This window comes from Streptomyces sp. NPDC031100, from assembly GCF_055570785.1.
In genome coordinates this window covers 217,590-238,469 of record NZ_JBVIGN010000005.1, presented here as the reverse complement: position 1 = coordinate 238,469, position 20,880 = coordinate 217,590, and the positions used below count along the sequence as shown (strand labels likewise).

General features: G+C 71.0%; 21 protein-coding genes and 2 pseudogenes. 10 read left to right on the top strand and 13 right to left on the bottom strand.

Annotated features, from left to right (window positions below; all coding sequences use genetic code 11):
* Positions 1 to 69: 69 nt before the first annotated feature.
* The 10 genes and pseudogenes from ACZ5DS_RS16915 to ACZ5DS_RS16870 form a co-directional block, all read right to left on the bottom strand.
* Positions 70 to 963: a serine/threonine-protein kinase gene (locus ACZ5DS_RS16915; RefSeq protein ID WP_468238720.1), complete on the bottom strand. Its 894-nt coding sequence runs from the start codon at positions 961 to 963 to the stop codon at positions 70 to 72.
* On the bottom strand, positions 960 to 2,795 hold the full coding sequence (locus tag ACZ5DS_RS16910; RefSeq protein WP_468238717.1) for an ABC transporter ATP-binding protein: 1,836 nt from the start codon (positions 2,793 to 2,795) through the stop codon (positions 960 to 962). Before ACZ5DS_RS16910 ends, ACZ5DS_RS16915 begins: the two co-directional genes overlap by 4 nt.
* 74 nt (positions 2,796 to 2,869) lie before the next feature.
* Positions 2,870 to 3,046, bottom strand: coding sequence for a hypothetical protein (locus ACZ5DS_RS16905; RefSeq protein WP_468238715.1), 177 nt, complete (start codon positions 3,044 to 3,046; stop codon positions 2,870 to 2,872).
* Between the two features lie 146 nt (positions 3,047 to 3,192).
* Positions 3,193 to 3,933, bottom strand: a complete 741-nt coding sequence (locus ACZ5DS_RS16900) for an FAD:protein FMN transferase (RefSeq protein ID WP_468238713.1) — start codon at positions 3,931 to 3,933, stop codon at positions 3,193 to 3,195.
* Between the two features lie 55 nt (positions 3,934 to 3,988).
* Positions 3,989 to 4,759, bottom strand: a complete 771-nt coding sequence (locus tag ACZ5DS_RS16895) for an FMN-binding protein (RefSeq protein WP_468238710.1) — start codon at positions 4,757 to 4,759, stop codon at positions 3,989 to 3,991.
* A 17-nt stretch (positions 4,760 to 4,776) separates the two neighbouring features.
* A complete protein-coding gene (locus ACZ5DS_RS16890; RefSeq protein ID WP_468238708.1) occupies positions 4,777 to 6,159 on the bottom strand; it encodes a ferredoxin reductase family protein in 1,383 nt (460 codons plus the stop codon).
* Positions 6,160 to 6,218: 59 nt separating this feature from the next.
* Positions 6,219 to 6,293, bottom strand: a pseudogene (locus ACZ5DS_RS16885) (FMN-binding protein); the annotation flags it as partial.
* Positions 6,294 to 6,429: 136 nt separating this feature from the next.
* Positions 6,430 to 7,131: a L,D-transpeptidase family protein gene (locus ACZ5DS_RS16880; RefSeq protein ID WP_468238705.1), complete on the bottom strand. Its 702-nt coding sequence runs from the start codon at positions 7,129 to 7,131 to the stop codon at positions 6,430 to 6,432.
* Positions 7,132 to 7,134: 3 nt separating this feature from the next.
* Positions 7,135 to 7,722, bottom strand: coding sequence for a pyridoxamine 5'-phosphate oxidase family protein (locus ACZ5DS_RS16875; protein WP_468238702.1), 588 nt, complete (start codon positions 7,720 to 7,722; stop codon positions 7,135 to 7,137).
* A gap of 120 nt (positions 7,723 to 7,842) precedes the next feature.
* Positions 7,843 to 8,694 carry a hypothetical protein gene (locus ACZ5DS_RS16870; protein WP_468238699.1) on the bottom strand — a complete coding sequence of 284 codons (852 nt, stop codon included), beginning with the start codon at positions 8,692 to 8,694 and terminating at the stop codon, positions 7,843 to 7,845.
* A gap of 168 nt (positions 8,695 to 8,862) precedes the next feature.
* Between ACZ5DS_RS16870 and ACZ5DS_RS16865 the strand changes: the two genes are divergently transcribed.
* From ACZ5DS_RS16865 to ACZ5DS_RS16840, 6 genes are all read left to right on the top strand, one after another.
* Complete coding sequence (locus ACZ5DS_RS16865; RefSeq protein WP_468238696.1) at positions 8,863 to 10,056, top strand: argininosuccinate synthase; 1,194 nt, start codon at positions 8,863 to 8,865, stop codon at positions 10,054 to 10,056.
* 40 nt (positions 10,057 to 10,096) lie between these two features.
* Positions 10,097 to 11,524, top strand: coding sequence for an argininosuccinate lyase (argH, locus tag ACZ5DS_RS16860; protein ID WP_468238694.1), 1,428 nt, complete (start codon positions 10,097 to 10,099; stop codon positions 11,522 to 11,524).
* Positions 11,525 to 11,582: 58 nt separating this feature from the next.
* Positions 11,583 to 12,425, top strand: coding sequence for a hypothetical protein (locus ACZ5DS_RS16855; RefSeq protein ID WP_468238692.1), 843 nt, complete (start codon positions 11,583 to 11,585; stop codon positions 12,423 to 12,425).
* Between the two features lie 122 nt (positions 12,426 to 12,547).
* On the top strand, positions 12,548 to 13,519 hold the full coding sequence (locus ACZ5DS_RS16850) for an aldo/keto reductase (RefSeq protein WP_468238690.1): 972 nt from the start codon (positions 12,548 to 12,550) through the stop codon (positions 13,517 to 13,519).
* 84 nt (positions 13,520 to 13,603) lie between these two features.
* Positions 13,604 to 14,155 carry a TetR/AcrR family transcriptional regulator gene (locus ACZ5DS_RS16845; protein WP_468238687.1) on the top strand — a complete coding sequence of 184 codons (552 nt, stop codon included), beginning with the start codon at positions 13,604 to 13,606 and terminating at the stop codon, positions 14,153 to 14,155.
* Positions 14,152 to 15,675 (top strand): MFS transporter, encoded by a 1,524-nt coding sequence (locus ACZ5DS_RS16840; protein WP_468238685.1) that lies wholly within the window; start codon positions 14,152 to 14,154, stop codon positions 15,673 to 15,675. Before ACZ5DS_RS16845 ends, ACZ5DS_RS16840 begins: the two co-directional genes overlap by 4 nt.
* 20 nt (positions 15,676 to 15,695) lie before the next feature.
* Here ACZ5DS_RS16840 and ACZ5DS_RS16835 read toward each other — a convergent pair whose 3' ends face one another.
* Positions 15,696 to 16,367 carry a lysophospholipid acyltransferase family protein gene (locus tag ACZ5DS_RS16835; RefSeq protein ID WP_468238682.1) on the bottom strand — a complete coding sequence of 224 codons (672 nt, stop codon included), beginning with the start codon at positions 16,365 to 16,367 and terminating at the stop codon, positions 15,696 to 15,698.
* Positions 16,368 to 16,713: 346 nt separating this feature from the next.
* Between ACZ5DS_RS16835 and ACZ5DS_RS16830 the strand changes: the two genes are divergently transcribed.
* The 3 genes from ACZ5DS_RS16830 to ACZ5DS_RS16820 all read left to right on the top strand — a co-directional run bounded on the left by ACZ5DS_RS16830 (position 16,714) and on the right by ACZ5DS_RS16820 (position 19,040).
* Positions 16,714 to 17,889: a glycerophosphodiester phosphodiesterase gene (locus ACZ5DS_RS16830; protein ID WP_468238680.1), complete on the top strand. Its 1,176-nt coding sequence runs from the start codon at positions 16,714 to 16,716 to the stop codon at positions 17,887 to 17,889.
* 101 nt (positions 17,890 to 17,990) lie between these two features.
* A complete protein-coding gene (locus tag ACZ5DS_RS16825; protein WP_468238677.1) occupies positions 17,991 to 18,497 on the top strand; it encodes an RNA polymerase sigma factor in 507 nt (168 codons plus the stop codon).
* 45 nt (positions 18,498 to 18,542) lie between these two features.
* Positions 18,543 to 19,040, top strand: coding sequence for a GNAT family N-acetyltransferase (locus ACZ5DS_RS16820; protein WP_468238674.1), 498 nt, complete (start codon positions 18,543 to 18,545; stop codon positions 19,038 to 19,040).
* On the opposite strand, the gene ACZ5DS_RS16815 is transcribed toward ACZ5DS_RS16820, so the two are convergent.
* Both ACZ5DS_RS16815 and ACZ5DS_RS16810 read right to left on the bottom strand, forming a co-directional pair.
* A complete protein-coding gene (locus tag ACZ5DS_RS16815) occupies positions 19,030 to 19,470 on the bottom strand; it encodes a hypothetical protein (protein WP_468238672.1) in 441 nt (146 codons plus the stop codon). The genes ACZ5DS_RS16820 and ACZ5DS_RS16815 overlap by 11 nt on opposite strands.
* Positions 19,451 to 19,810: a hypothetical protein gene (locus ACZ5DS_RS16810; protein WP_468238670.1), complete on the bottom strand. Its 360-nt coding sequence runs from the start codon at positions 19,808 to 19,810 to the stop codon at positions 19,451 to 19,453. The genes ACZ5DS_RS16815 and ACZ5DS_RS16810 overlap by 20 nt, the downstream gene beginning before the upstream one ends.
* Before the next feature lie 69 nt (positions 19,811 to 19,879).
* Here ACZ5DS_RS16810 and ACZ5DS_RS16805 point away from each other — a divergent pair.
* Positions 19,880 to 20,562 (top strand): annotated as a pseudogene (locus ACZ5DS_RS16805) (HAD family hydrolase).
* The last annotated feature ends 318 nt before the right edge of the window (positions 20,563 to 20,880 follow it).

Below are 20,880 nucleotides of genomic sequence, written 5' to 3'. Positions count from 1 at the left end.
TGTCGGTCTCGTCCCTGGCGTAGGGCTCGGCTGCCCTCTCGCCACGAGCGAACCCGGCGCCGGCCCGTCTCAGTGGGGGGACGCGGGGTGCCGTGGGCCGCCGGGCAGCGCGGTCTCCAGGGTGGCGGCCAGTTCGGTGACCGTGGGCCGGGACGGCGCGTCGGCGTGGAGGCAGCTGTCGACGGTGGCGGCCAGGGAGGGTGGCAGGCGTCGACGGGAGGTGATCGGCGGGGCGCTCCGCTCCAGCTGGAGGTACCGGGCGTCCGGGGCGGTGTCACTGTCGGTCTCGTCCCCTGCGTAGGAGTCGGCCGGCCTCTCGCCGCAGTGGAACGGCAGCTCGCCGCAGGCGACCTCGTACAGGGTGATGCCGATGCCCCACACGTCGGCGGCTGCTGTCAGCGGTCCGCCGCGGGCCTGCTCGGGGGCGAGATAGCAGCACGTGCCCACGCCCGCGGGCGCACGCCCGGGCGGCCGCGCGACGCTCAGGTCCAGCACCTTCGCATGACCGCGCTCCACCACCACGTTGGACGGCTTGAGGTCCAGATGCAGCAGGCCCTGTCCATGGAGGTAGTGGACCGCCGAACACAGCTGGACGCCGAGGAGCGCCACGTCGGCGGCGGACGGCCGCCGCCGCAACCGGTGCAGGAGGTGGGACAGCGTCTCCCCGGTCAGGGTCTCCAGGACCACGAGCGGCTCGGGCGAAGCGAAGGCCGCGTACCCGCGCACCAGGTGCGGATGGCTGAAGCCGCACAGCCAGCGGCCCTCCCGCAGCAGCCGCTCGCGCAGCCGGGACTCCCCCCGGCGGTCGGGACGCACCGTCTTCACCACGCAGCGGCAGGCCCGTTCCTCGCTCCAGGCGTCGTAGACGTCGAGCCAGCCGGTGCGCGTCAGATGCGCCAGGACCTCGTAGCCCGGGACCGGTCTCGCTCCCGGTGCCAGGGGCGGGGGCGCCTCGGCGCTCACGACCGCACCTTCCCCGGGGCCGCGGACCTGGTCGCGCTGTTCAGACGGTGCAGCCGGGCGTAGGTCCCGTCGCGGCCGAGCAGCTCGTCGTGGGCGCCGTGCTCGACGACCCGGCCGTGGTCGAGGACCACGATGCGGGTGGCGTCACGGACGGTCAGCAGGTTGTGGGAGATGACGACGGTCGTCCGCCCCGCCATGAGCCGGCGCAGCGGGTCCATGATCCGCCGGCCCGACCGGACGTCGAGCCCGGTGGTCGGTTCGTCGAGCAGCAGCACGGGCGCGTCCCTGATCATCGCGCGGGCGATCGCCAGGCGCTGGCACTGTCCGCCGGACAGCGTCCGGCCGCGCTGGCCGACCAGCGTGTCGTAGCCCTCCGGGAGCGCCTCGATGAACTCGTGCGCGTCCGCGGCGCGCGCCGCCGCGACGATGTCCGCCTCCGTCGCCTCCGGCCGGCCGTAGGCGATGTTGTCCCGCACGGTGCCGTGGAAGACGAGCGTCTCCTGCAGCACCACCGCGACGCTCTCCCGTACGTCGGACAGGCGCAGGGTGCGCAGGTCGGTCCCGTCGAGGCGGACCGCTCCCCGGTCGGGGTCGTAGAAGCGCAGCTGCAGCTTCGCGACCGTCGACTTGCCGGCCCCGCTGGCCCCGACCAGCGCCAGCGTCTCGCCGGGCGCCACGCGGAAGGACACGTCCGACAAAGCCCAGGAGGAGGCACCGGGATAGCGGAACCAGACGCCGTCGAACTCCACCTCGCCCCGCGCCCGGCCGATCCGCCGGGCACCCGGGGCCTCGGCCACCTGCGGCCGCTGGTCCAGCAGCTCGATGATCCGCTCGGCCGAGGCGGACGCCGCGTAGAAGGTGGTGCCGAGGTGGGACAGGCTGCGGACGGGGCTGTAGAGCTTGCCGATCAGCGCCAGGAAGACCAGCAGCCCGCCCAGGGTGAGTTCGCCCTGGGCCAGCTTCCAGGTGCCGAGGCCCATGACCGCGAGACCGCCGGTCACCTCGATGATCTCCACGACGGGTCCGTAGACCGCCCGGATCCGCGCCGAGGCCATCGCCGCCCGGAACCTGCCGGTGTTCTCCCGGTCGAACCGGCGCGCCTCCCACCCCTGCCGGTTGTACGCCTGCACCAGGGCGACGTTGCCCAGCGACTCCTCGGCGACCGCGCTGATCGATCCGCTACGGCGCCTGCGCTCCCGCGAGGCCTCCTTGATCAGCCCCGAGAAGTGCCGCGCGGCCCCCCAGAACAGCGGCACGATCACGAGCGCGAACAGGGTCAGGTCCCACTGCAGGTAGAACAGCAGGCCGAGGAAGACGCCCAGGCGGACCACGTAGTAGAGGGCGTCCGCCACTCCCGAGAGCAGGAACGTCTCGACCGCGTCGACGTCGCCGGTCACCCGCGACAGCACGTCCCCGAGCCGTCGGCGTTCGAAGAAGCCGAGCGACAGCCCCTGGACGTGCCGGAACACGTCGGAGCGCAGCGAGAGCAGGAAACGTTCGCCGACCCAGGTCGACGTCACGTCGTCGGCGAACCCCAGGATGCCGGAGCAGACGACGAGACCCAGATAGGCCGGTGCGATCCACAGGAAGGGTCTGAGATCCCGGGGGACGAGCACGTCGTCCACGACGATCTTGAAGAGCCAGACCTCGGTCGCGTCGACGACGGGCCCGAGCACGCTGAAGAGGACGACGGGCACGAGCCAGCGCCGGCCACCGCGGGTGTACGGCCAGAACCGGCGGAACACCTCACGCGGGGCCACCGCGGGCGCGGCCGCGACCACGGCGTCGGACGTCTCGTCCACCGCCGTCAGCCGCCGCAGGAACTGCGCCATGGCATGCATTCCTCGGGGTGCGGCGAAGCGGACCGGGTCCTTGCGTCGCCGGTCCGCTCAGCCTCCGTGTGCGATCAGTGGCCGCTGTGGCCGTGGCGGTCGCCGTGGCCGTGGTCGTGGCCGTGACGGTCGCCGTGGTCATGACGGTCGCCGTGGTCGTGACGGTGCCCGTGCCGTGAAGTGTCGTGGTCCGACGAGTCCTTGCCGTGGTCCCCGTGCTTCGCCGGCATCAGGCTGCTGAAGATAGCCATATGGATCCTCCTGAAACTAGCTTCACAGGGGATACGGCTCAGCGCGGAATCGGGATCGCGTTCCGGTTGAAAATCGAATTTCCGTGCAAACGTACGGAAATGCCTGCGCAGGCGTACAGAAATCACCGCGCGAGAAAACGACCTGGTCAGCCCAGCCGCGCGGCCAGCCCCCCGGTGCACCGCACCTCGTCGCCCGCGGTGATCAGCAGGCCCTCGACGTCCGGCAGCGACTCCAGCCAGGCCAGCCCCGCCCGCGACCCCATCGCGAACGCCGCCGTGGCCCAGCAGTCCACCCAGGTCAGCCGGGGCCCCACCACGGTCACGGCGACCAGGTCCGTCACCGCAGACCTGCCGGTCCGCGGATCCACGATGTGCGCACCGCGCTCCGCCGTACCGGAAGTGGCCACCGACAGCTCGTCCACCCCGGCCGCCGAGATCACCGCCGCCAGCCCGCCCGGCCGCAGGGGATCGGCCACCCCCACCCGCCACGGCCGCTGCGGCTCCGGCGCGCCCAGCATCTGGACGTCACCGCCGCCGTTCACGCTGACCCCGCACACCCCGTCGACCGCGGCCAGCAGCCGCGCCGCCCGCTCCGCCGACCAGCCCTTCACGATCCCGGTCGGGTCCAGCGAGCCCCGGTACCGGGTGCTGAACCAGCCCTCGCTCGCCCGCTCCGCCTCGGCCGCGAGCTCCAGCACCTCGGCCACCTCGGGGGCACACTGCGCCACGGCCAGCTCGCCCCGGGCCAGCCGGGACACCTCGCTGTCCTCGCGGTACGTGGAGAAGAGCGCGTCGACCCGGTGCAGGTCCGCGACCGCCTCCCGAAGGGCCTGCCGTACCGCATCGGGTTCCCCGCCGCGCACGTCGAAGGAGAAGACGGTCCCCATGACCTCCTCCGCATGACGCACCGCGGCGGGAGCTTCAGCCGGCTCGGCCACCGCGTCAGCCACCGGCCTGGTCCAGCGCCGACTGCAGCGACTGCTGGTAGCCGGTGCTGGTGTAGGTGGCGCCGGAGACCGCGTCGATGGTCGCGTTCCCGGCCGCGACGGCCTCCTGGTTGAGCTTGGGCACGGCGAGGTCGGTCTTCTGGTCGCTGAGGCCGCCCTTGGGCGCCTGCACCGCCTCGGCCTTGGTGATCTTGCCGCCCGCGACCGTGATCCGCACCTGCACCGGGCCGTACTGCGTCTGGGCGACCTTGCCGGTGACGGTACGCGCCCCAGCCTGACCCGAGCCGGACGAGCCGGACGAACCGGAGGAGCCCGCCGAGGAGGCCTTCACCTTGTCCAGCGCCGACTGCAGGGATTTCCTGTACCCCGTGCTCGTGTACGTCGCCCCGGACACCGCGTCGATCTGCGCACTCTGCGCCGCGACGGCCTCCTGGTTGAGTTTGGGCACGGCGAGGGCGGTCTTCTGGTCGCTGAGGCCGCCCTTGGGCGCCTGCACCGCCTCCGCCTTGGTGATCTTGCCGCCCGCGACGGTCAGCCGTACCTGCACGACCCCGTACTCGGTCTGTGCCGCGTCACCGGTCACCGTGCCGGACCCGGCTCCGCCCTGCGGCGCCTCCTGCCCCGCCGCCGTCTGCTGCGATGCCGCGCCCGCCGCCGACGCCGCGGCCGGATCCGACGCGGGCTTCAGCGACAGCAGCAGCACGACGCCGGACACGGTGGCCGCGGTGGCCAGCACGACGCGCCGTAGGGGGTGGCTCTTCCTCATCGCTTTACAGCTCCCGCTCACATCTCGAACGACTCGTGGTGGATACGGCGCGCGGGGACTCCCGCGCCGCGCAGTGCCTCGTACACCGACTGCGCGAACCCGGGCGGGCCGCACATGAAGACATCGTGGCGCTCGATGTCCGGGATCTTCCGCTGGAGGTTCTCCGCGGAGATGTCCGGCCGCTCGCCGTCGGGGCTGTTGACCGCGTACATCAGCCGGGCGCCCCGCTCGTCGGCGATCGTGGCCAGCTCGTCCCACAGCGCCAGGTCCTGGGTGGTGTTGGCCCGGTAGAGCAGGGTGATGTCACCGGCCGCCCCGGGCAGCGTCTCGAACAGCGCCCGCATCGGCGTGATGCCGACCCCGCCCGCCACCAGCAGCACCTTGCCCTTGCTGCGCCGCTGCGCCGTCATCGCGCCGTACGGGCCCTCCGCCCACACCCGGGTGCCGGGCGTCAGCTCGCGCAGCCGGGCGCTGTGGTCGCCGATCGCCTTCACCGTGATCCGCAGCATGTCGGGGCGGGGCGCCGCCGACAGCGAGTACGGGTGCGAGCTGAACCGCATCCCGGGCGCGAGGAACCGCCAGCGGAAGAAGTGGCCCGCCTCCGCGCCCATCCGGTGCAGCTTCCGCCCGCCGATCAGCACGGACACGATGCCCGGCGTCTCCTCGATCACCGCCTCGACGCGCATGCGGTGACGGAGGTTCAGCCGGATCGGGGTGAGGATCCGGTACCAGAACACGAGCGCGGTGACGCTGCCGTAGAGCCCGTACCAGAAGGTCTTGGCGGACGGCTCGACCGCGAAGTCGTTGCCGGAGGTGATCTGGTGCCAGAACGTCAGGAACACCGCCGCGTACGTGAGCAGGTGGACGTGGTACCAGGTGTCGTACGGCAGCCTGCGGCGGACCGGGCCGATCGACGTCAGGCCGATGACCACGAACAGGCCGGTGCCGATGGCGGCCTTGCCCATGTCCGGGAGCTGGTTGATGGAGTCGATGGTCTGCTGGACGATGTCGCCGAGCGACTTGCCCGCCTGGAGCGCGTACCCCCACATGGTGAGGAAGACGTGCGCCACGACCAGGCTGAGCGTGTACCGGCCGCTCATCGCGTGCCAGCGGGCCACCCGGTCGGAGCCGACGCGCCTCTCCAGCGCCGGTACGCGCGCCATCTGGAGGACGACCAGCGCCATCAGATAGCCGGCCAGCAGGCCGGTGATGCGGCCCGCGTTCAGGATCTTGCTGTTGTCGTCGGCGATGGACGAGGTGTTGTGCCACCAGAGCCACAGCACGGCCGCCGCGCCCGCCGCGACCGCGAGCAGCAGCGGAACGGCCGGGGAGCGGCGCGGGCGGATGCGGCGCATCGTCTGGCGGCGGGCGGCACGTCCGCCTGCGAGCGTGGTGGTCACGGTTCCTCCGTGGGGACTTGACCCTTGGCCCACAGATACGTGCCGGATGCGGTATGTGTTCAGAGCCCTGCGGAGTCGAGGGCGGACTGGAGTGACCGGCGGTAACCGTCGCTGGTGTACGTCGCTCCCGACACCTGCACCGGCGACACCGTCCAGACCCGGTGGGGACCGGTCCAGGTGGTGTGGGCCAACCTGTTGGCCAACGCGCGTTTGCACACCTGTCGGCACCAGGGTCTACGACGTTCACGGTGCGGTTGCCCCTGGGGGAGGTCAATAACGCGTGAGGGCCGTGGCCCCGTCCACCGTGCCGATCGCGATGTGCGGCCTCCTGCCGGGGTCCGCCCACTTCAGGATCCGCTGCATGGCCTCCTCGGGCACGGACACACAACCGGCCGTCGCCGCCTGTCCGTTCACGTGCAGGAAGATCCCGGCCCCCCGCCCGCGCACGGGCTGGTCGTAGTTGAACCCGATGACGAGCCCGTACGCGTACTGGGGATCGTAGGAGATCAGTTCCTCGGACTCCGAGGCACGGCAGTCGGCCGGCAGAGGGTCCACCCAGCGGTTGTAGGAGGCGGAGTCGTTGTCCTCGCACCACCAGGAAGTCTTCTTCACCACCCGGTAGCTGACGCGCGTGCCGGCAGGCGCCGCCTTGATCCCGAAGGCGAAGGGGAAGCCGTACAGCCCGGTCGGGGTCGTGTTCGTCCCCTGCACCCGTGCGCCCCCCTCCACCAGCCCGTTCGACCCGAACCGGGCCGCCGCGGACCCGGTCGCCGTCCACTGGCCGTCCCGCAGGTCCCACCAGGTGACCGTGCCGGACGTCGAGTCGGTGGCCGGTGCCTGGGCCGTGATGAGCTGGGTGCCGCCGCCGGTGTCCGCCATCTGAGCGGGCAACGGGACCGGCGCGCGGTCGGGTGCGAGGGCGAGGCCGCAGACGGACGCGGACACGAGGGCGAGGGCGACAGCGGGGCGCATGCCTCAGAAGCTAGACGGCGGGAGCGGCAACGGCAGCCCGGGTAGGCCATCCAGGCTCGTCGCGATGTGCTCCTTCTTCGTGAAGTACTCGCTCAGCGAGGCGTCGTCCTCGCGTGCGAAGCGCTTTCCGTGCAGGTCGCGGTCCTCCTCGTAGGCCATGTAGGGGACCGCGTAGCCGCAGCTGTCGCGCACCAGGTCGGCGTGGACGACGATGACCGCGCGCAGCCCGTGCAGGCTCGGGTCGATCTCCGGGAAATGGGTGAGCAGTTCCTCGAAGCGCGGGTCGTCCCGGAAGACCGCCTCGCCCCGGCCGTGCACCCGCACGATGTTCGGCGGCCCCTGGAAGGCGCACCACATGAGCGTGATCCGCCCGTTCTCCCGCAGGTGCGCGATGGTCTCGGCGTTGGACCCGGCGAAGTCGAGGTATGCCAGGGTGAGTTCGTCGAGCACCGCGAAGGAGCCCGTGAGGCCCTTGGGGGAGAGGTTCACCGTGCCGTCGCCGGCGAGCGGCGCGGTCGCCGTGAAGAAGACGGGCTGTTCCTCGATGAACGTCCGGAGTCTGCCGTCTATGCGCTCATAAGTCTTTCCCATGCCGACCGATTATCGACGAAATTCGTTCGACTGTCTAAGGAATTCCGGATCCGTTGGGTCGTCTCCACCGTGGCCGCCCCGGCCGGCGCATCGGCGGGGCGGCCACGGCTGCCTGTCAGCTCACTTGGTGAGCGTGCAGGCGGCCAGCGAGTCCAGGCCGGTCGGCTTGGCCGAGGTGCGGCCGATGGCGATGGCGATGCGGTCGATGGTCGAGACGCGCTTGTCCTTCAGCGGGCCGAGGATCGCGTTGTTGACGAAGTTCGGCCCGCCCTGGCCGACGGTGTCGGCGAGCCGTGTGCCGGCCTCCTGGATCTGCTTCTGGAGGAGGGCGAGGTTGCGGTCGACCTCGGCCTTCGCGGAGGCCGGTACGGCCGGCAGCCGGGAAGCCACGTCCGGGCAGGTGATCGTGCCCGCCGCGGTGCTCCCGCCGGCCGCGGCCCCGCCGCCCGACTGCTGGTTCGCCGCGGTGCTCGGGGCGGCGGTGGCGGACCCCTGGCCGCCCGCGTTCGCGCCCCCGGTCCCGCCCGCGTTCAGGGTGCACGGTGCCAGCGCGTCCAGCCCGGTCGGCCTGGTCCCCTTGCGGCCGATGGCGATGGCGATGCGGTCGATGGTGGAGACGCGCTTGTCCTTGAGGGGGCCGAGGATCGCGTTCTGCACGAAGTTGGGTCCGCCCTGCCCCACGGTGTTCTTCAGTCGCGTGCTGGCCTCCCGGACCTGGGTCTGGAGGAGGGCGAGGTTGCGGTCGACCTCGGCCTGGGCGGAGGCCGGAATCGCGGGCAGCTTCGACTTCACGTCGGGGCAGGTGATGGTGCCGGGGCTCGCGAGGGTGCGGGCGTCGGTGGCGCCGTTGCTCCTGGCGGGCGTACCGGCAAGGGCGGAACCGGCGATCACCGCGCCGGAGAGCACCACGGCGGCAGCGCCGCCGATGATCGCCACGCGACGCTTGTTGTACTTCGGAAGTGCCCTGGACATGCGACTGCCTCACTTGGGTCAGGAGTGGGTTGTGATCAACGCGGCGCCAGCGTTCGGTGGGGAGTACGGGAAAGCGGTTGCTGTTGTTCAAGCGATCCGAGAATTGACGAATCATGCAGTGCTCTGCATACTCATGCATGTCAGTGATTGCAGTGTGAGGAGAAACCCGTGACCGAGCGCGTCGTACTCGCCTACTCGGGCGGTCTGGACACCTCCGTCGCCATCGGCTGGATCGCCGAGGAGACGGGCGCCGAGGTCATCGCCGTCGCGGTGGACGTCGGCCAGGGCGGAGAGGACCTGGACGTCATCCGCAAGCGCGCCCTCGCCTGCGGTGCCGTCGAGGCCGAGGTCGCCGACGCCAAGGACGAGTTCGCCGACGAGTACTGCCTCCCGGCGATCAAGGCCAACGCCCTCTACATGGACCGCTACCCGCTGGTCTCCGCCCTCTCCCGGCCGACGATCGTCAAGCACCTCGTCGCCGCCGCCCAGAAGCACGGCGCGACCACGGTCGCCCACGGCTGCACCGGCAAGGGCAACGACCAGGTCCGCTTCGAGGCCGGCATCGTCGCCCTCGCCCCCGACCTGAAGTGCATCGCCCCGGTCCGCGACTACGCGATGACCCGCGACAAGGCGATCGCTTTCTGCGAGGAGAAGCAGCTTCCGATCGCCACCACCAAGAAGTCCCCGTACTCCATCGACCAGAACGTCTTCGGGCGCGCGGTCGAGACGGGCTTCCTGGAGGACATCTGGAACGCCCCGATCGAGGACATCTACGAGTACACGCAGAACCCGGCCGTGGCGCGCGAGGCCGACGAGGTGATCATCACCTTCAAGGAGGGCGTCCCGGTCGCGATCGACGGCAAGCCGGTCACCGTCCTCCAGGCGATCCAGCAGCTCAACGAGCGCGCCGGCGCCCAGGGCATCGGCCGGATCGACATGGTCGAGGACCGCCTCGTCGGCATCAAGTCCCGCGAGGTGTACGAGGCCCCGGGCGCGATCGCGCTCATCACTGCCCACCAGGAGCTGGAGAACGTCACCGTCGAGCGCGAGCTGGCCCGCTACAAGCGGCAGGTCGACCAGCGCTGGGGCGAACTGGTCTACGACGGCCAGTGGTTCTCCCCGCTCAAGCGCGCCCTGGAGGGCTTCGTCGACGAGGCCAACCAGCACGTGACCGGCGACATCCGGATGACCCTGCACGGCGGCCGCGCGGTCGTCACCGGCCGGCGTTCCGAGTCGTCCCTGTACGACTTCAACCTCGCCACCTACGACACCGGCGACACCTTCGACCAGGCCGCGGCCAAGGGCTTCATCGACATCTACAGCCTGTCGTCGAAGATCGCCGCCAAGCGTGACCTCGCGTAGCCACGGTTCCGTCCATCCACTCTCTCTAGGAGCAGCGCAAGTGAGCAGCAACAGCGGTGACGTACGGCTCTGGGGCGGCCGTTTCGCCGACGGTCCCGCCGAGGCCCTGGCGAAGCTGTCCGCGTCCGTCCACTTCGACTGGCGGCTCGCGCCCTACGACATCGCCGGTTCGCGTGCCCACGCGCGCGTGCTACACAAGGCGGGCCTGCTCACCGAGGACGAGCTGACGCGCATGGTCGCGGGCCTCGACCAGCTGGAAGCGGACGTCGCCGCCGGCTCCTTCGTGGGCACGATCGCCGATGAGGACGTCCACACGGCCCTGGAGCGCGGCCTGCTGGAGCGCCTCGGCCCGGACCTGGGCGGCAAGCTGCGCGCCGGCCGGTCGAGGAACGACCAGGTGGCGACCCTCTTCCGGATGTACCTGCGGGACCACGCCCGGATCATCGGCGGCCTGATCGCCGACCTCCAGGACGCGCTGATCGGCCTCGCCGAGGCCCACCCGGACGTGGCGATGCCCGGCCGCACCCACCTGCAGCACGCCCAGCCGGTGCTCTTCGCCCACCACGTCCTGGCCCACGTCCAGTCGCTGTCCCGGGACGCCGAGCGGCTGCGCCAGTGGGACGAGCGCACGGCCGTGTCGCCGTACGGCTCCGGCGCCCTCGCGGGCTCCTCCCTCGGCCTGGACCCGGAGGCGGTCGCCGAGGACCTCGGCTTCGAGCACGGCAGCGTCGGCAACTCCATCGACGGCACGGCCTCCCGTGACTTCGTCGCCGAGTTCGCCTTCATCACCGCGATGATCGGCGTGAACCTCTCCCGGATCTCCGAGGAGATCATCATCTGGAACACGAAGGAGTTCTCCTTCGTGACCCTGCACGACGCGTTCTCCACGGGCTCGTCGATCATGCCGCAGAAGAAGAACCCGGACATCGCGGAGCTGGCGCGCGGCAAGTCGGGCCGCCTGATCGGCAACCTGACCGGTCTCATGGCCACGCTCAAGGCGCTGCCCCTCGCCTACAACCGCGACCTCCAGGAGGACAAGGAGCCGGTCTTCGACTCCTGCGACCAGCTGGAGGTCCTGCTCCCCGCCTTCACCGGCATGATCGCCACCCTCACGGTCAACCGCGAGCGCATGGAGGAGCTGGCCCCGGCCGGCTTCTCGCTCGCCACCGACATCGCCGAGTGGCTGGTCAAGCAGGGCGTGCCGTTCCGCGTGGCCCACGAGGTCGCGGGGGAGTGCGTGAAGGTCGCGGAGGCGGACGGCAAGGAGCTGGACGAGCTGACCGACGAGCAGTTCGCGAAGATCTCCGCCCACCTGACCCCCGAGGTCCGCACGGTCCTCAACGTCCCCGGCGCCCTCGCCTCCCGGGGCGGCCGCGGCGGTACGGCACCCAGCGCGGTCGCCGTCCAGCTCACCGAGGTCAAGGCGGACGTGGCGGCCCAGCACGCCTGGGCAGACGCCAAGAAGTGACAAGACCCCGCGCGTGAACCCCCGCCTCCCCGGGCAGACAGGGAGGCGGGGGGAAACCATGGAGAACAACGCGCCGGGGAGCCGTCGGCTGCTGAGCAGATTCCGCGCCGCCCTGGCTCTGTGCGTCCTGCTCGCGGGCCTGAGCCTGGCCCTGCTGTCCAACGGCCGCGACGGTTTCGGCTGGACCGTCCTCAACGAACTCGCTCTCTTCGCGGCGGCCGGTGTCGCCGTCCCCTTCTACTACGACCTGTTCCTGCGGGACGCCGAGCGGCAGACGTTCCTTCAGGAGCTGGGCGGGGTCATCGACGAGCGACTGACCACCGGTGACGGCGGGCGCGGCCTGACCGTCCACGCCCACGGACGGCCCGCGCCCACGGAGAAGGCCGCGTTCCTCGAAGGGGCACAGACGGAGATCATCGAGATCGGTGTCGCCCTGCGCAGCCTGACCAGCCTGTTCGTCTCCCGACCCGAGCGCGACTTCACCGACCCCGTGCGCCGGCTGCTGAGCCAGGGCGTGCGGATCACCTATCTGGTGGCCGATCCGGAGTCGGCCCTGACCGTCGAGTACGCCCGCAGCATCGGCGACCCCGGCCTGCCGGACCGGGCAGCGCAGTCCGCCCGTCAACTGGCCGGAGTCGCCCGGGACTTCAGGGCGGAGGGCCACGCCGGACAAATGACCGTCCTCTTCACCCGGCACCTGCCCACCTGCTACGTCTCCCTCGTCGACCCCGACTCCGCATCGGGCCGCTGCCGTACCTCGCACTACCTGCCGGGGGTGCGGCGAGCCGACTCACCCGTGCTCGACATCGCCCGGACGGGCCAACCCGAACTGTTCGACCGCTACGTGACGTACGTACGGCGCGCTCTGGACGAGAGCAGACCGGTCGACGCGGCCGCCTGACCGCCGTGTCCGCCCGCACCCTGGGGGTTACGTTGGTCATGAGCCATAAGAGCCTGTGTCATGGCCCCGGCCGGGCGGGGCCATGACACAGGCTCCACGGAGCCGACCGAACGGAGCCCGCGATGCCCTTCGCCCGTCTCGCGCACGCCACGACGCCGACCTGCCACATCGGCCTCGGCCTGGCCGCCGTCGGCCGCCCCGGCTACATCAACCTGGGCCGCGAGGAGGACCTCCCGCCGGTCCGCAGCGTCGACGCCCTGCGCGACCGCACCCATGACCTGCTCGACGCCGCCTACGCCCAGGGCGTGCGCTACTTCGACGCCGCCCGCTCCTACGGCCGCTCCGAGGAGTTCCTCGCCGACTGGCTGAACGCCCGACCGGACATCGACGACGTGGTCGTCGGCAGCAAGTGGGGCTACACCTACACCGCCGGCTGGTCCGCCGATGCAGAACAGCACGAGGTCAAGGACCACAGCCTGGCGGCTTACGAGCGGCAGCGCGCCGAGACCGACGCACTCCTCGGCGACCGGCTCGACCTCTACCAGATCCACTCGGTGACCCCGGACAGCCCCGCCCTCACCGACAAGGAACTCCACGCCAAGCTCGCCGAGGCCGCCGCCGGGGGCCTCAGCATCGGCTTCTCCACCAGCGGCCCCGCCCAGGCCGACGCGATCCGTGCCGCCCTCCAGGTGACGGTCGACGGCGAGCCCCTCTTCCGTACCGTCCAGTCGACGTACAACGCCCTGGAGACCTCGGCGGCACCCGCACTCGCCGAGGCGCACGACGCCGGACTGACGGTCATCGTCAAGGAGGGCATGGCCAACGGCCGGCTCGCCGCGCCGCACGCCCCGGACGTGCTGAAGGCCGTCGCCGAGGAGACGGACCTCGGCTGTGACGCCGTCGCCCTCGCCCTGATCCTGCGCCAGCCCTGGGCCGGTGTCGTCCTCTCCGGTGCCGCGACCGTCACCCAGCTCGCCTCCAACCTCCACGCGCCCGCGGTGGACCTGGACGCGGACCAGCTGACCCGCCTCGCCACGCTCGTGGAGGACCCGGGCACTTACTGGGAGCGGCGCGGACAGCTGCCCTGGCACTGACCGATCACCTCCGCCGACCAGCGACTATGAGTCGCGCATGCCTATGGTGAGACAAAAATGTCTCACATGGGCTATGGTTGTCTCATGGCCTTGGATCGTGACCACGTGCTGCGCAGCGCAGCCGCCCTGCTGACCCGTAAGTCCACGGCGACCATGGACGAGGTGGCCAAGGCCGCCGGGATCAGCCGGGCCACGCTGCACCGCCACTTCGCCGGGCGCGACGCGCTCGTACGGGCGCTGGAGGCGCTCGGCATCGCGGAGTGCGAGGCGGCCCTGGACACGGCCCGCCTGGACGAGGGTCCGGCGGGCGAGGCCGTACGCCGCCTGGTCCGGGCGATCGAACCCTCGGCCGGCCTGCTCGCCTTCCTCTACACCGAGAACCAGCTGTTCGAGGGCGAGCAGCAGAACCAGGGCTGGGCCCGGATCGACGAGCGCCTCACGGCCCTGTTCCGGCGCGGCCAGGAGAGCGGCGAGTTCCGTATCGACCTCACCCCGGCCTGGCTCAGCGAGGCGCTGTACGGCCTGCTGGCCTCCGGCGCCTGGGCGGTCTCGGAAGGCCGCGTCGCCGCCAAGGACTTCACCCACATGATCGTCGAGCTGTTGCTCGGCGGCGCACTACGAAGAGAGGAATCATGACCAGCACCCTGCAGCCGGCTCGCGTGGCGGAGGTGGGGAAGCGTCAGGGCCGCTGGCTCGCGCTCTCCGTCCTCGTCCTGGCCGTGCTGCTGGTGGCCGTCGACGCCACCGTCCTCGGCCTAGCGACCCCGTACATCAGCGAAGACCTGGGACCCTCCGGCACCCAGCTGCTGTGGATCGGCGACGTCTACTCCTTCGTCATCGCCGGTCTGCTGGTCTCCATGGGCAGCCTCGGCGACCGCATCGGCCGCAAGCGCATCCTGCTCGTCGGCGCGACCGCGTTCGGCGCGATCTCCGTCCTCAACGCCTACGCCACGACACCCGAGCTGATGATCCTGGCGCGGGCCCTGCTCGGCGTCGCGGGCGCGACCCTGATGCCCGCCACCCTCGCCCTGATCCGCAACCTCTTCCACGACCCGCGTGAGCGCAGCCTCGCCGTCGGCATCTGGGGCGCCACCGCCTCCGCCGGCACCGCGGTCGGCCCCATCGCGGGCGGCTTCCTGCTGGAACACTTCTGGTGGGGCTCGGTCTTCCTGATCAACCTGCCGGTGATGGCGGTCCTGGTGCTCGTCGGCATCCGCACGCTGCCCGAGTCCCGCAACCCGAACCCCGGCCCCTGGGACCTGATCAGCGTCGTTCTGTCGCTCGTCGGCATGATCGCCCTGGTCTACGCGGTCAAGGAGGCCGCCACCCACGGCTTCACCTGGCCCACGCTCGGCGCGGCCCTGCTGGGCGCGACGGCTCTCTACAGCTTCGTGCACCGCCAGCTCACCATGCCGACCCCGCTGCTCGACATGCGCCTGTTCCGGCGCCGCGGCTTCAGCGGAGCCGTGCTCGCCGACCTGCTGACCGTGCTGGGCATGTCCGGCCTGGTGTTCTTCCTCTCCCAGTACCTGCAACTCGTCCAGGGCAGGCGCCCGTTCGAGGCGGGCCTGGCCGAACTGCCCGCCGCCGTCGGCGCGGTGGCGGCCGGACTGGTCGCGGGCCGCGCGGCCCGCCGCTTCTCGGTACGGGCCGTCGTCTCGGGCGGCCTGGCGGCGGTCGGTGTGGCCCTGGCCGTGCTGACGACGGTGAGCCGGTCCACCGGATACCCGCTCCTCGGCGCCGCGCTCCTGGTCGTCGGCATCGGCGCCGGCTTCTCCTTCACGGTGACGGCCGACGTGATCCTGTCCAGCGTGCCCAAGGACCAGGCGGGTGCCGCCTCCGCGGTCTCCGAGACGGCGTACGAACTGGGCGCGGCCCTCGGCATCGCCCTGCTCGGCTCGATCGTGACCGGCGTCTACCGCGACTTCACCGGCCCGACCGGAACCCCGGCAACGGCCCACGAGTCACTGGGAGCGGCGGTGGAGGCATCGAAGACCATGCCCCCGCACACGGCGGAGACCATGCTGGAAGCGGCCCGCACCTCTTTCGTCCACGGCCTGCAACTGGCCTCGGGCGCAGGAGCGGCAGTCCTACTGGCAACGGCAGCGGCAGCATGGTTCTTGCTGAAGAACCAGAAACTGGAAAACGCCGGGTAACAGGAGTCGCCCTACAGCGCTCAGGCAGCCTTGGCCTTCGTGGCGTACATATCCACGTACTCCTGCCCGGACAGCCGCATGACCTCAGCCATCACGGAATCGGTCACAGCCCGCAGCACATAGCGGTCACGGTCCATCCCGTCGTACCGCGAGAACTCCATCGCCTCGCCGAACCGCACCGTCACGCGCCCGGGCCGCGGCATCCCCGCCCCGCCCGGCTGCAGCTTGTCCGTGCCGATCATCGCGAAGGGGACCACCGGCGCGCCCGTCATCAGCGTGAGGCGGGCGATGCCGGTGCGGCCGCGGTAGAGGCGGCCGTCGGGAGACCGCGTGCCCTCCGGGTAGATGCCGAAGATCTTGCCCTCTTCCAGGATGCGGCGGCCGGTCATGAGCGCCGCCACACCTCCGCGACCACCGTCACGGTCCACCGGGATCATGCCGACGCCGGTGAAGAACCAGGCCATGAGCCGGCCCTTGAAGCTCTTGCCGGTGACGTACTCGTCCTTGCCGATGAAGTAGACCTGACGGTCGCAGACCAGGGGCAGGATCATCGAGTCGATGAAGGTCAGGTGATTTCCGGCCAGAATGACCGGGCCGTCCCCGGGGATGTGCTCCGCGCCCTCCACCTGTGGGCGGAACATCAGGCGCATGATCGGTCCGAGCACTGCCTTGATGAGCGCGAAGCGGGACAACGGGTCCTCCGATGTCGAGGGAAGCGATATGTGTCTGTGCAGGTGAGGACATTACTCGCGGCTCCGGGGGAAGCGCACATCGGGGAGGCCCGGTTCACCGAGGTCTTACGTACTGTTGACGCTGGTTTACCTGCGGTGACCTGGCGGTGCCCGTTCGTGACGCCCGGCGACGGTGTGACGGACATCGCGCCGAGCCCGCACCGGCCGATGCCGACGGGCCGTCACATCTCGCCCCGCACCAGCCATGCGGAGTCACCCGCGTGTTCGAGCCGAGGACTCCCGTCCGTCATGTGGACGCCCCTACGATCGGCGCGCACAGAAGCGGCAGGACAGCAGGAGGGCGCTCATGGACAGCGACCAGGCGAACGAGCAGACGCAGGGCACGGCACGACGGGCGCTCCTCGGCGCGGCGGTGCTCGGCGTGGGCGGTGCGGTCCTCGGACTGCCCGGAACCGCCCGGGCGGCCGACACCCGGACGGCCGGAGTCGGTGGCCGCGGGCTGAAGAGCCTGCCGAAGCCGACGATCATCGGCCACCGGGGCGCCAGCGGCTACCGCCCCGAGCACACCTTCGGCTCGTACAACCTGGCCCTCGACCTCGGCGCCGACGTCGTCGAGGCGGGCGACCTGGTGCCCACCAAGGACGGACACCTCGTCTGCCGGCACGAGCCGGAGATAGGCGGCACCACGGACGTCGCCTCGCACCCCGAGTTCGCCGACCGCAAGACCACCAAGGTCCTCGACGGCGTCTCCATCACCGGCTGGTTCACCGAGGACTTCACGCTCGCCGAGCTGAAGACGCTGCGCGCCGTCGAGCGCATCCCGGCCAACCGTCCGCACAACACCCTCTACAACGGGCGCTGGGAGATCCCCACGTTCGAAGAGGTCCTGAAGTGGCAGGACGAGCAGACCCGCAAGCGCGGCAAGCAGGTCTGGATCTACCCCGAGACCAAACACCCCACCTACTTCCGCAACCTGGGCCTGGGCCTGGAGGAGCGGGTGGCGAAGCTGCTGCGCAAGTACGGCAAGGACGGCCGGAACTCGCCGGTCATCCTGCAGTCCTTCGAGCCGAGCAGCATCCAGAAGCTGAACCAGCTGGTCGACAACCCGCTCGTCGTCCTGCTCTCCTCGGCCACCAGCCGCCCCTACGACTTCGTCGAGGCGGGCGACCCGCGCACGGTCGCCGACCTGATCACGCCCAAGGGCCTGAGGGAGATCGCCGGCTACGCGCAGGGCATCGGCCCGACGCTGGACCTGATCATCCCCAAGAACGCCGACGGCACCCTGGCCAAGCCGACCACGCTGGTCGCCGACGCGCACAAGGTGGGTCTGGTCCTGCACCCGTACACCATGCGCAACGAGAACCCGTTCCTCCCGGCCGAGTACCGCAAGGGCACGAACGCGGACGCCTACGGCGACGTCTTCGGCGCCTTCAAGACGTACTTCGCGACCGGCATCGACGGCGTCTTCACCGACAACGCCGACACCGGCCTGCTGGCCCGCGCCGACTTCCTGGCCGGCTGAGCCTCCCGCCGTCGTCAACGGCAGGACCGCACGGCACCCCTTTAGGGGTGACTCCGTGCCGCCCCGGAAACCTGTCACCGGGGCGGCGCGTCGTTCCGCATATGACGCACGACTTGGTAGCCGCCCTGCGCCCGCTGCTCACCGCCGAGGCCTCCGCCGAGGCATATGCGTCAGGGAGTGAGCCGGGCGACCTGGAGCAGGCGGTCTGGCTCCGCCTCCTGGAACGCCTGGAGGCCGAGGGGCCGCCGCACGATCCGCAGGGCTGGCTGCGCAAGGCCGTCCGCGCCGAGGCCCGCCGCAGCCGTCGCACCACTCGCCTCGAACGCCCGTACGGCAGCGAGCCGGTCGACGACGCCCGCCCCGGGCCCGAGCAACTCGCCCTCACCGCAGCCCGGTACCGCGCCCTGCGCGACGCGGTCCGCCGGCTGCCCGGCCGCTGCCCCCGTCTCCTGGAGGCGCTGCTCTCTCCGAAGGACCTGACATACCGGGAGATCGCGGGGGAGTTGGGTATCTCACAGGGCAGCCTTGGCCCGGAACGCTCCAGATGTCTGGGATGTCTACGGCGTTTGCTCACTCCGGAGGTTGCGGCCCGCGAAGCGCGGGGATAGGAGTGAGGAACGACAGGCGATCAGGTGAGCGGGAGGCATGCGCACATGGGCATGAGCGTGACCATCTCGGTGGCGACCGAACGGGATGCGGAGCAGATCTTCCAGCTCCAGTACCTGTGCTTCCAGAGCGAGGCGGCGTTGTACGGCAACTACCGCATCGACCCGCTCGTCGAGAGCCTCGACTCGGTCCGTCAGGAGGTCGCCGCCGACTGCGTCTTCGTGGCCCGCCTCGGCGACGAGCTGGTCGGCTCGGTGCGCGGCAAGGTGACCGAGGACGGCGCGGCCGCCATCGGCAAGCTCTGTGTCCACCCGCGCCTACAGGGCCACGGCATCGGCGCGAGGCTGCTGCGCGCGGCTGAAGCGGCGCTGGCACAGGAGCGGGGTGCCACCAGGTTCCGTCTCCACACCGGCCACCGCAGCGAGGGCAACCTCCGGCTGTACCGCCGCGTCGGCTACCAGGCGGTGGGCAGGTCCAAGGGTGCGGACGGCGTTGAGCTGATCGTCCTGGAGAAGCCGGCGGGGACGTACGCCACTACGGCGTGACGGTGTTGCGAGCCTTCCTCAGCCAGTACATGGCCGACAGCGGCAGCAACACCGGAATGAAGACGTACCCCATCCCGTAGTCCGACCACACGGTCGCGTCCGGGAAGGCCGAGCGGTCCACCAGGGTCCACGTACCCACGATCAGCACGCCCGCGAGCTCGGCGGCACAGCAGAACAGTGCCGCCCTGCGGGCCGTCTCCCCGCCGCGGATCAGGGTGTAGGTGATGAACCCGTACACCACGCCCGCCACCGCCGACAGCGAGTACGCCAGCGGGGCCCGGTCGAACTCCGTCGCGATCTGGTACGCCGAGCGCGACACCGCGCCGACCACCATCACGCCGTAGAACCAGACGAGCAGCAGGCCCGGCCCGCCGATCAATCGGGTCGGCTTCTCCTCGGCCGCCGTCACCTCAGCCTCCCCAGATGTCATAGAGACGCACCTCCAGCACGGCCAGCACCACACCGCCGGCGGCCGCCGTGACCGAACCCCAACGCGTGCGCTCGGACAGCGACATGAGCCCGGCCGCCGGCACGCACGCGAACGCGCCCAGCAGATACGCCACGAAGAGCGTCGTGCCCTGCTCCGGCTTCTCGCCCCGCGCCAGCTGCACGATCCCGATGACCAGCTGGGTCACCGCCAACAGCGACACCACGGCCATGCCGATGAGGTGCCAGTCCTTGGTCGGCTGGTCCCGGTAGGCGGCCCAGCCGCACCAGGCGGCGAGCAGCAGCGCGGCGACCGCGGTCACCAGCGTCAGGGCATTGAGCATGCGGTGACCTTATTACGCCCGTATCGGCCCGACGCCGCCGACCCCGTCGTACACCGTAGGGTCTAGACCATGACGATCCACGCGCACGCCCTCCTGTTCGACAACGACGGCACCCTCGTCTCCTCCCTCGACTCGGTCGAGCGCTGCTGGACGCTCCCCCACGCCTGAAGGGCGCGGGGGGACCCCCACGGCGACGGGAGTACGGGATCACGGCCGAGGAGTTCGGGCGCGTGGAACTGCACGGGCGGCCCGCGGCCGAGATGGTTGCCGACCTGCTGCCCGCCCGCCTGGTGCCGGAGGCGGTCGCCCGGGTCGAACAGCTGGAGGTGGAGGACGTACCCGACGGGGGCGTGCACCTGCTGCCCGGGACGCGGGACCTGCTGGACTCGCTCCCCGCCGAGTCCTGGGCCGTCGTCACCTCCGCCACCCGGCGGCTCGCCGAGGCCCGGCTCGACGCCGTCGGTATCCGGCCCAAGACGCTGATCGCCGCCGACGACATCACCCGCGGCAAGCCCGACCCCGAGCCCTACCTGCTCGCCGCCCGGCAGCTGGGCGTGGACCCGGCCCGCTGTGTCGTCTTCGAGGACGCGCCCGCCGGCCTCCAGGCGGGCCGGGCGGCCGGCATGACCACCGTGGCGTTGGCCACAACCCACCGGGCCGAGGACTTGGACGCCGACCTGGTGGTGAAGGACCTGTCGGCCTTGTCCGTGCTGGTCACCGACGGGGGAGTGGAGATCTCCGTCCGCTCCTGAGCACTGTCCGCCGCTGTCCAGCATGCGGACAGCGGCGGCCGGTCAGCACTGTAGGTCTGGTTTACTGATCGCATGACCACGACGAGCAGCCGCACCCTTGCGACCGAGGCGACCATGACGCCCGGTGCTCGTTGTATGTGTCGAATGTGCGCCTTCTAGAGGGCCCCTGCACCACCTGAGCCTCGCGCCCCGAAGCGAGACGCCGTGGCACGTCCGTACGTCGTCGTAGGACGTACGTGACCGACGCCGCCCCGCGCACATGTTCTCCCCGGTTCCAGCGCCAGCGCGAGATCCGTGCCGCGTCCCTGAACGAATGCA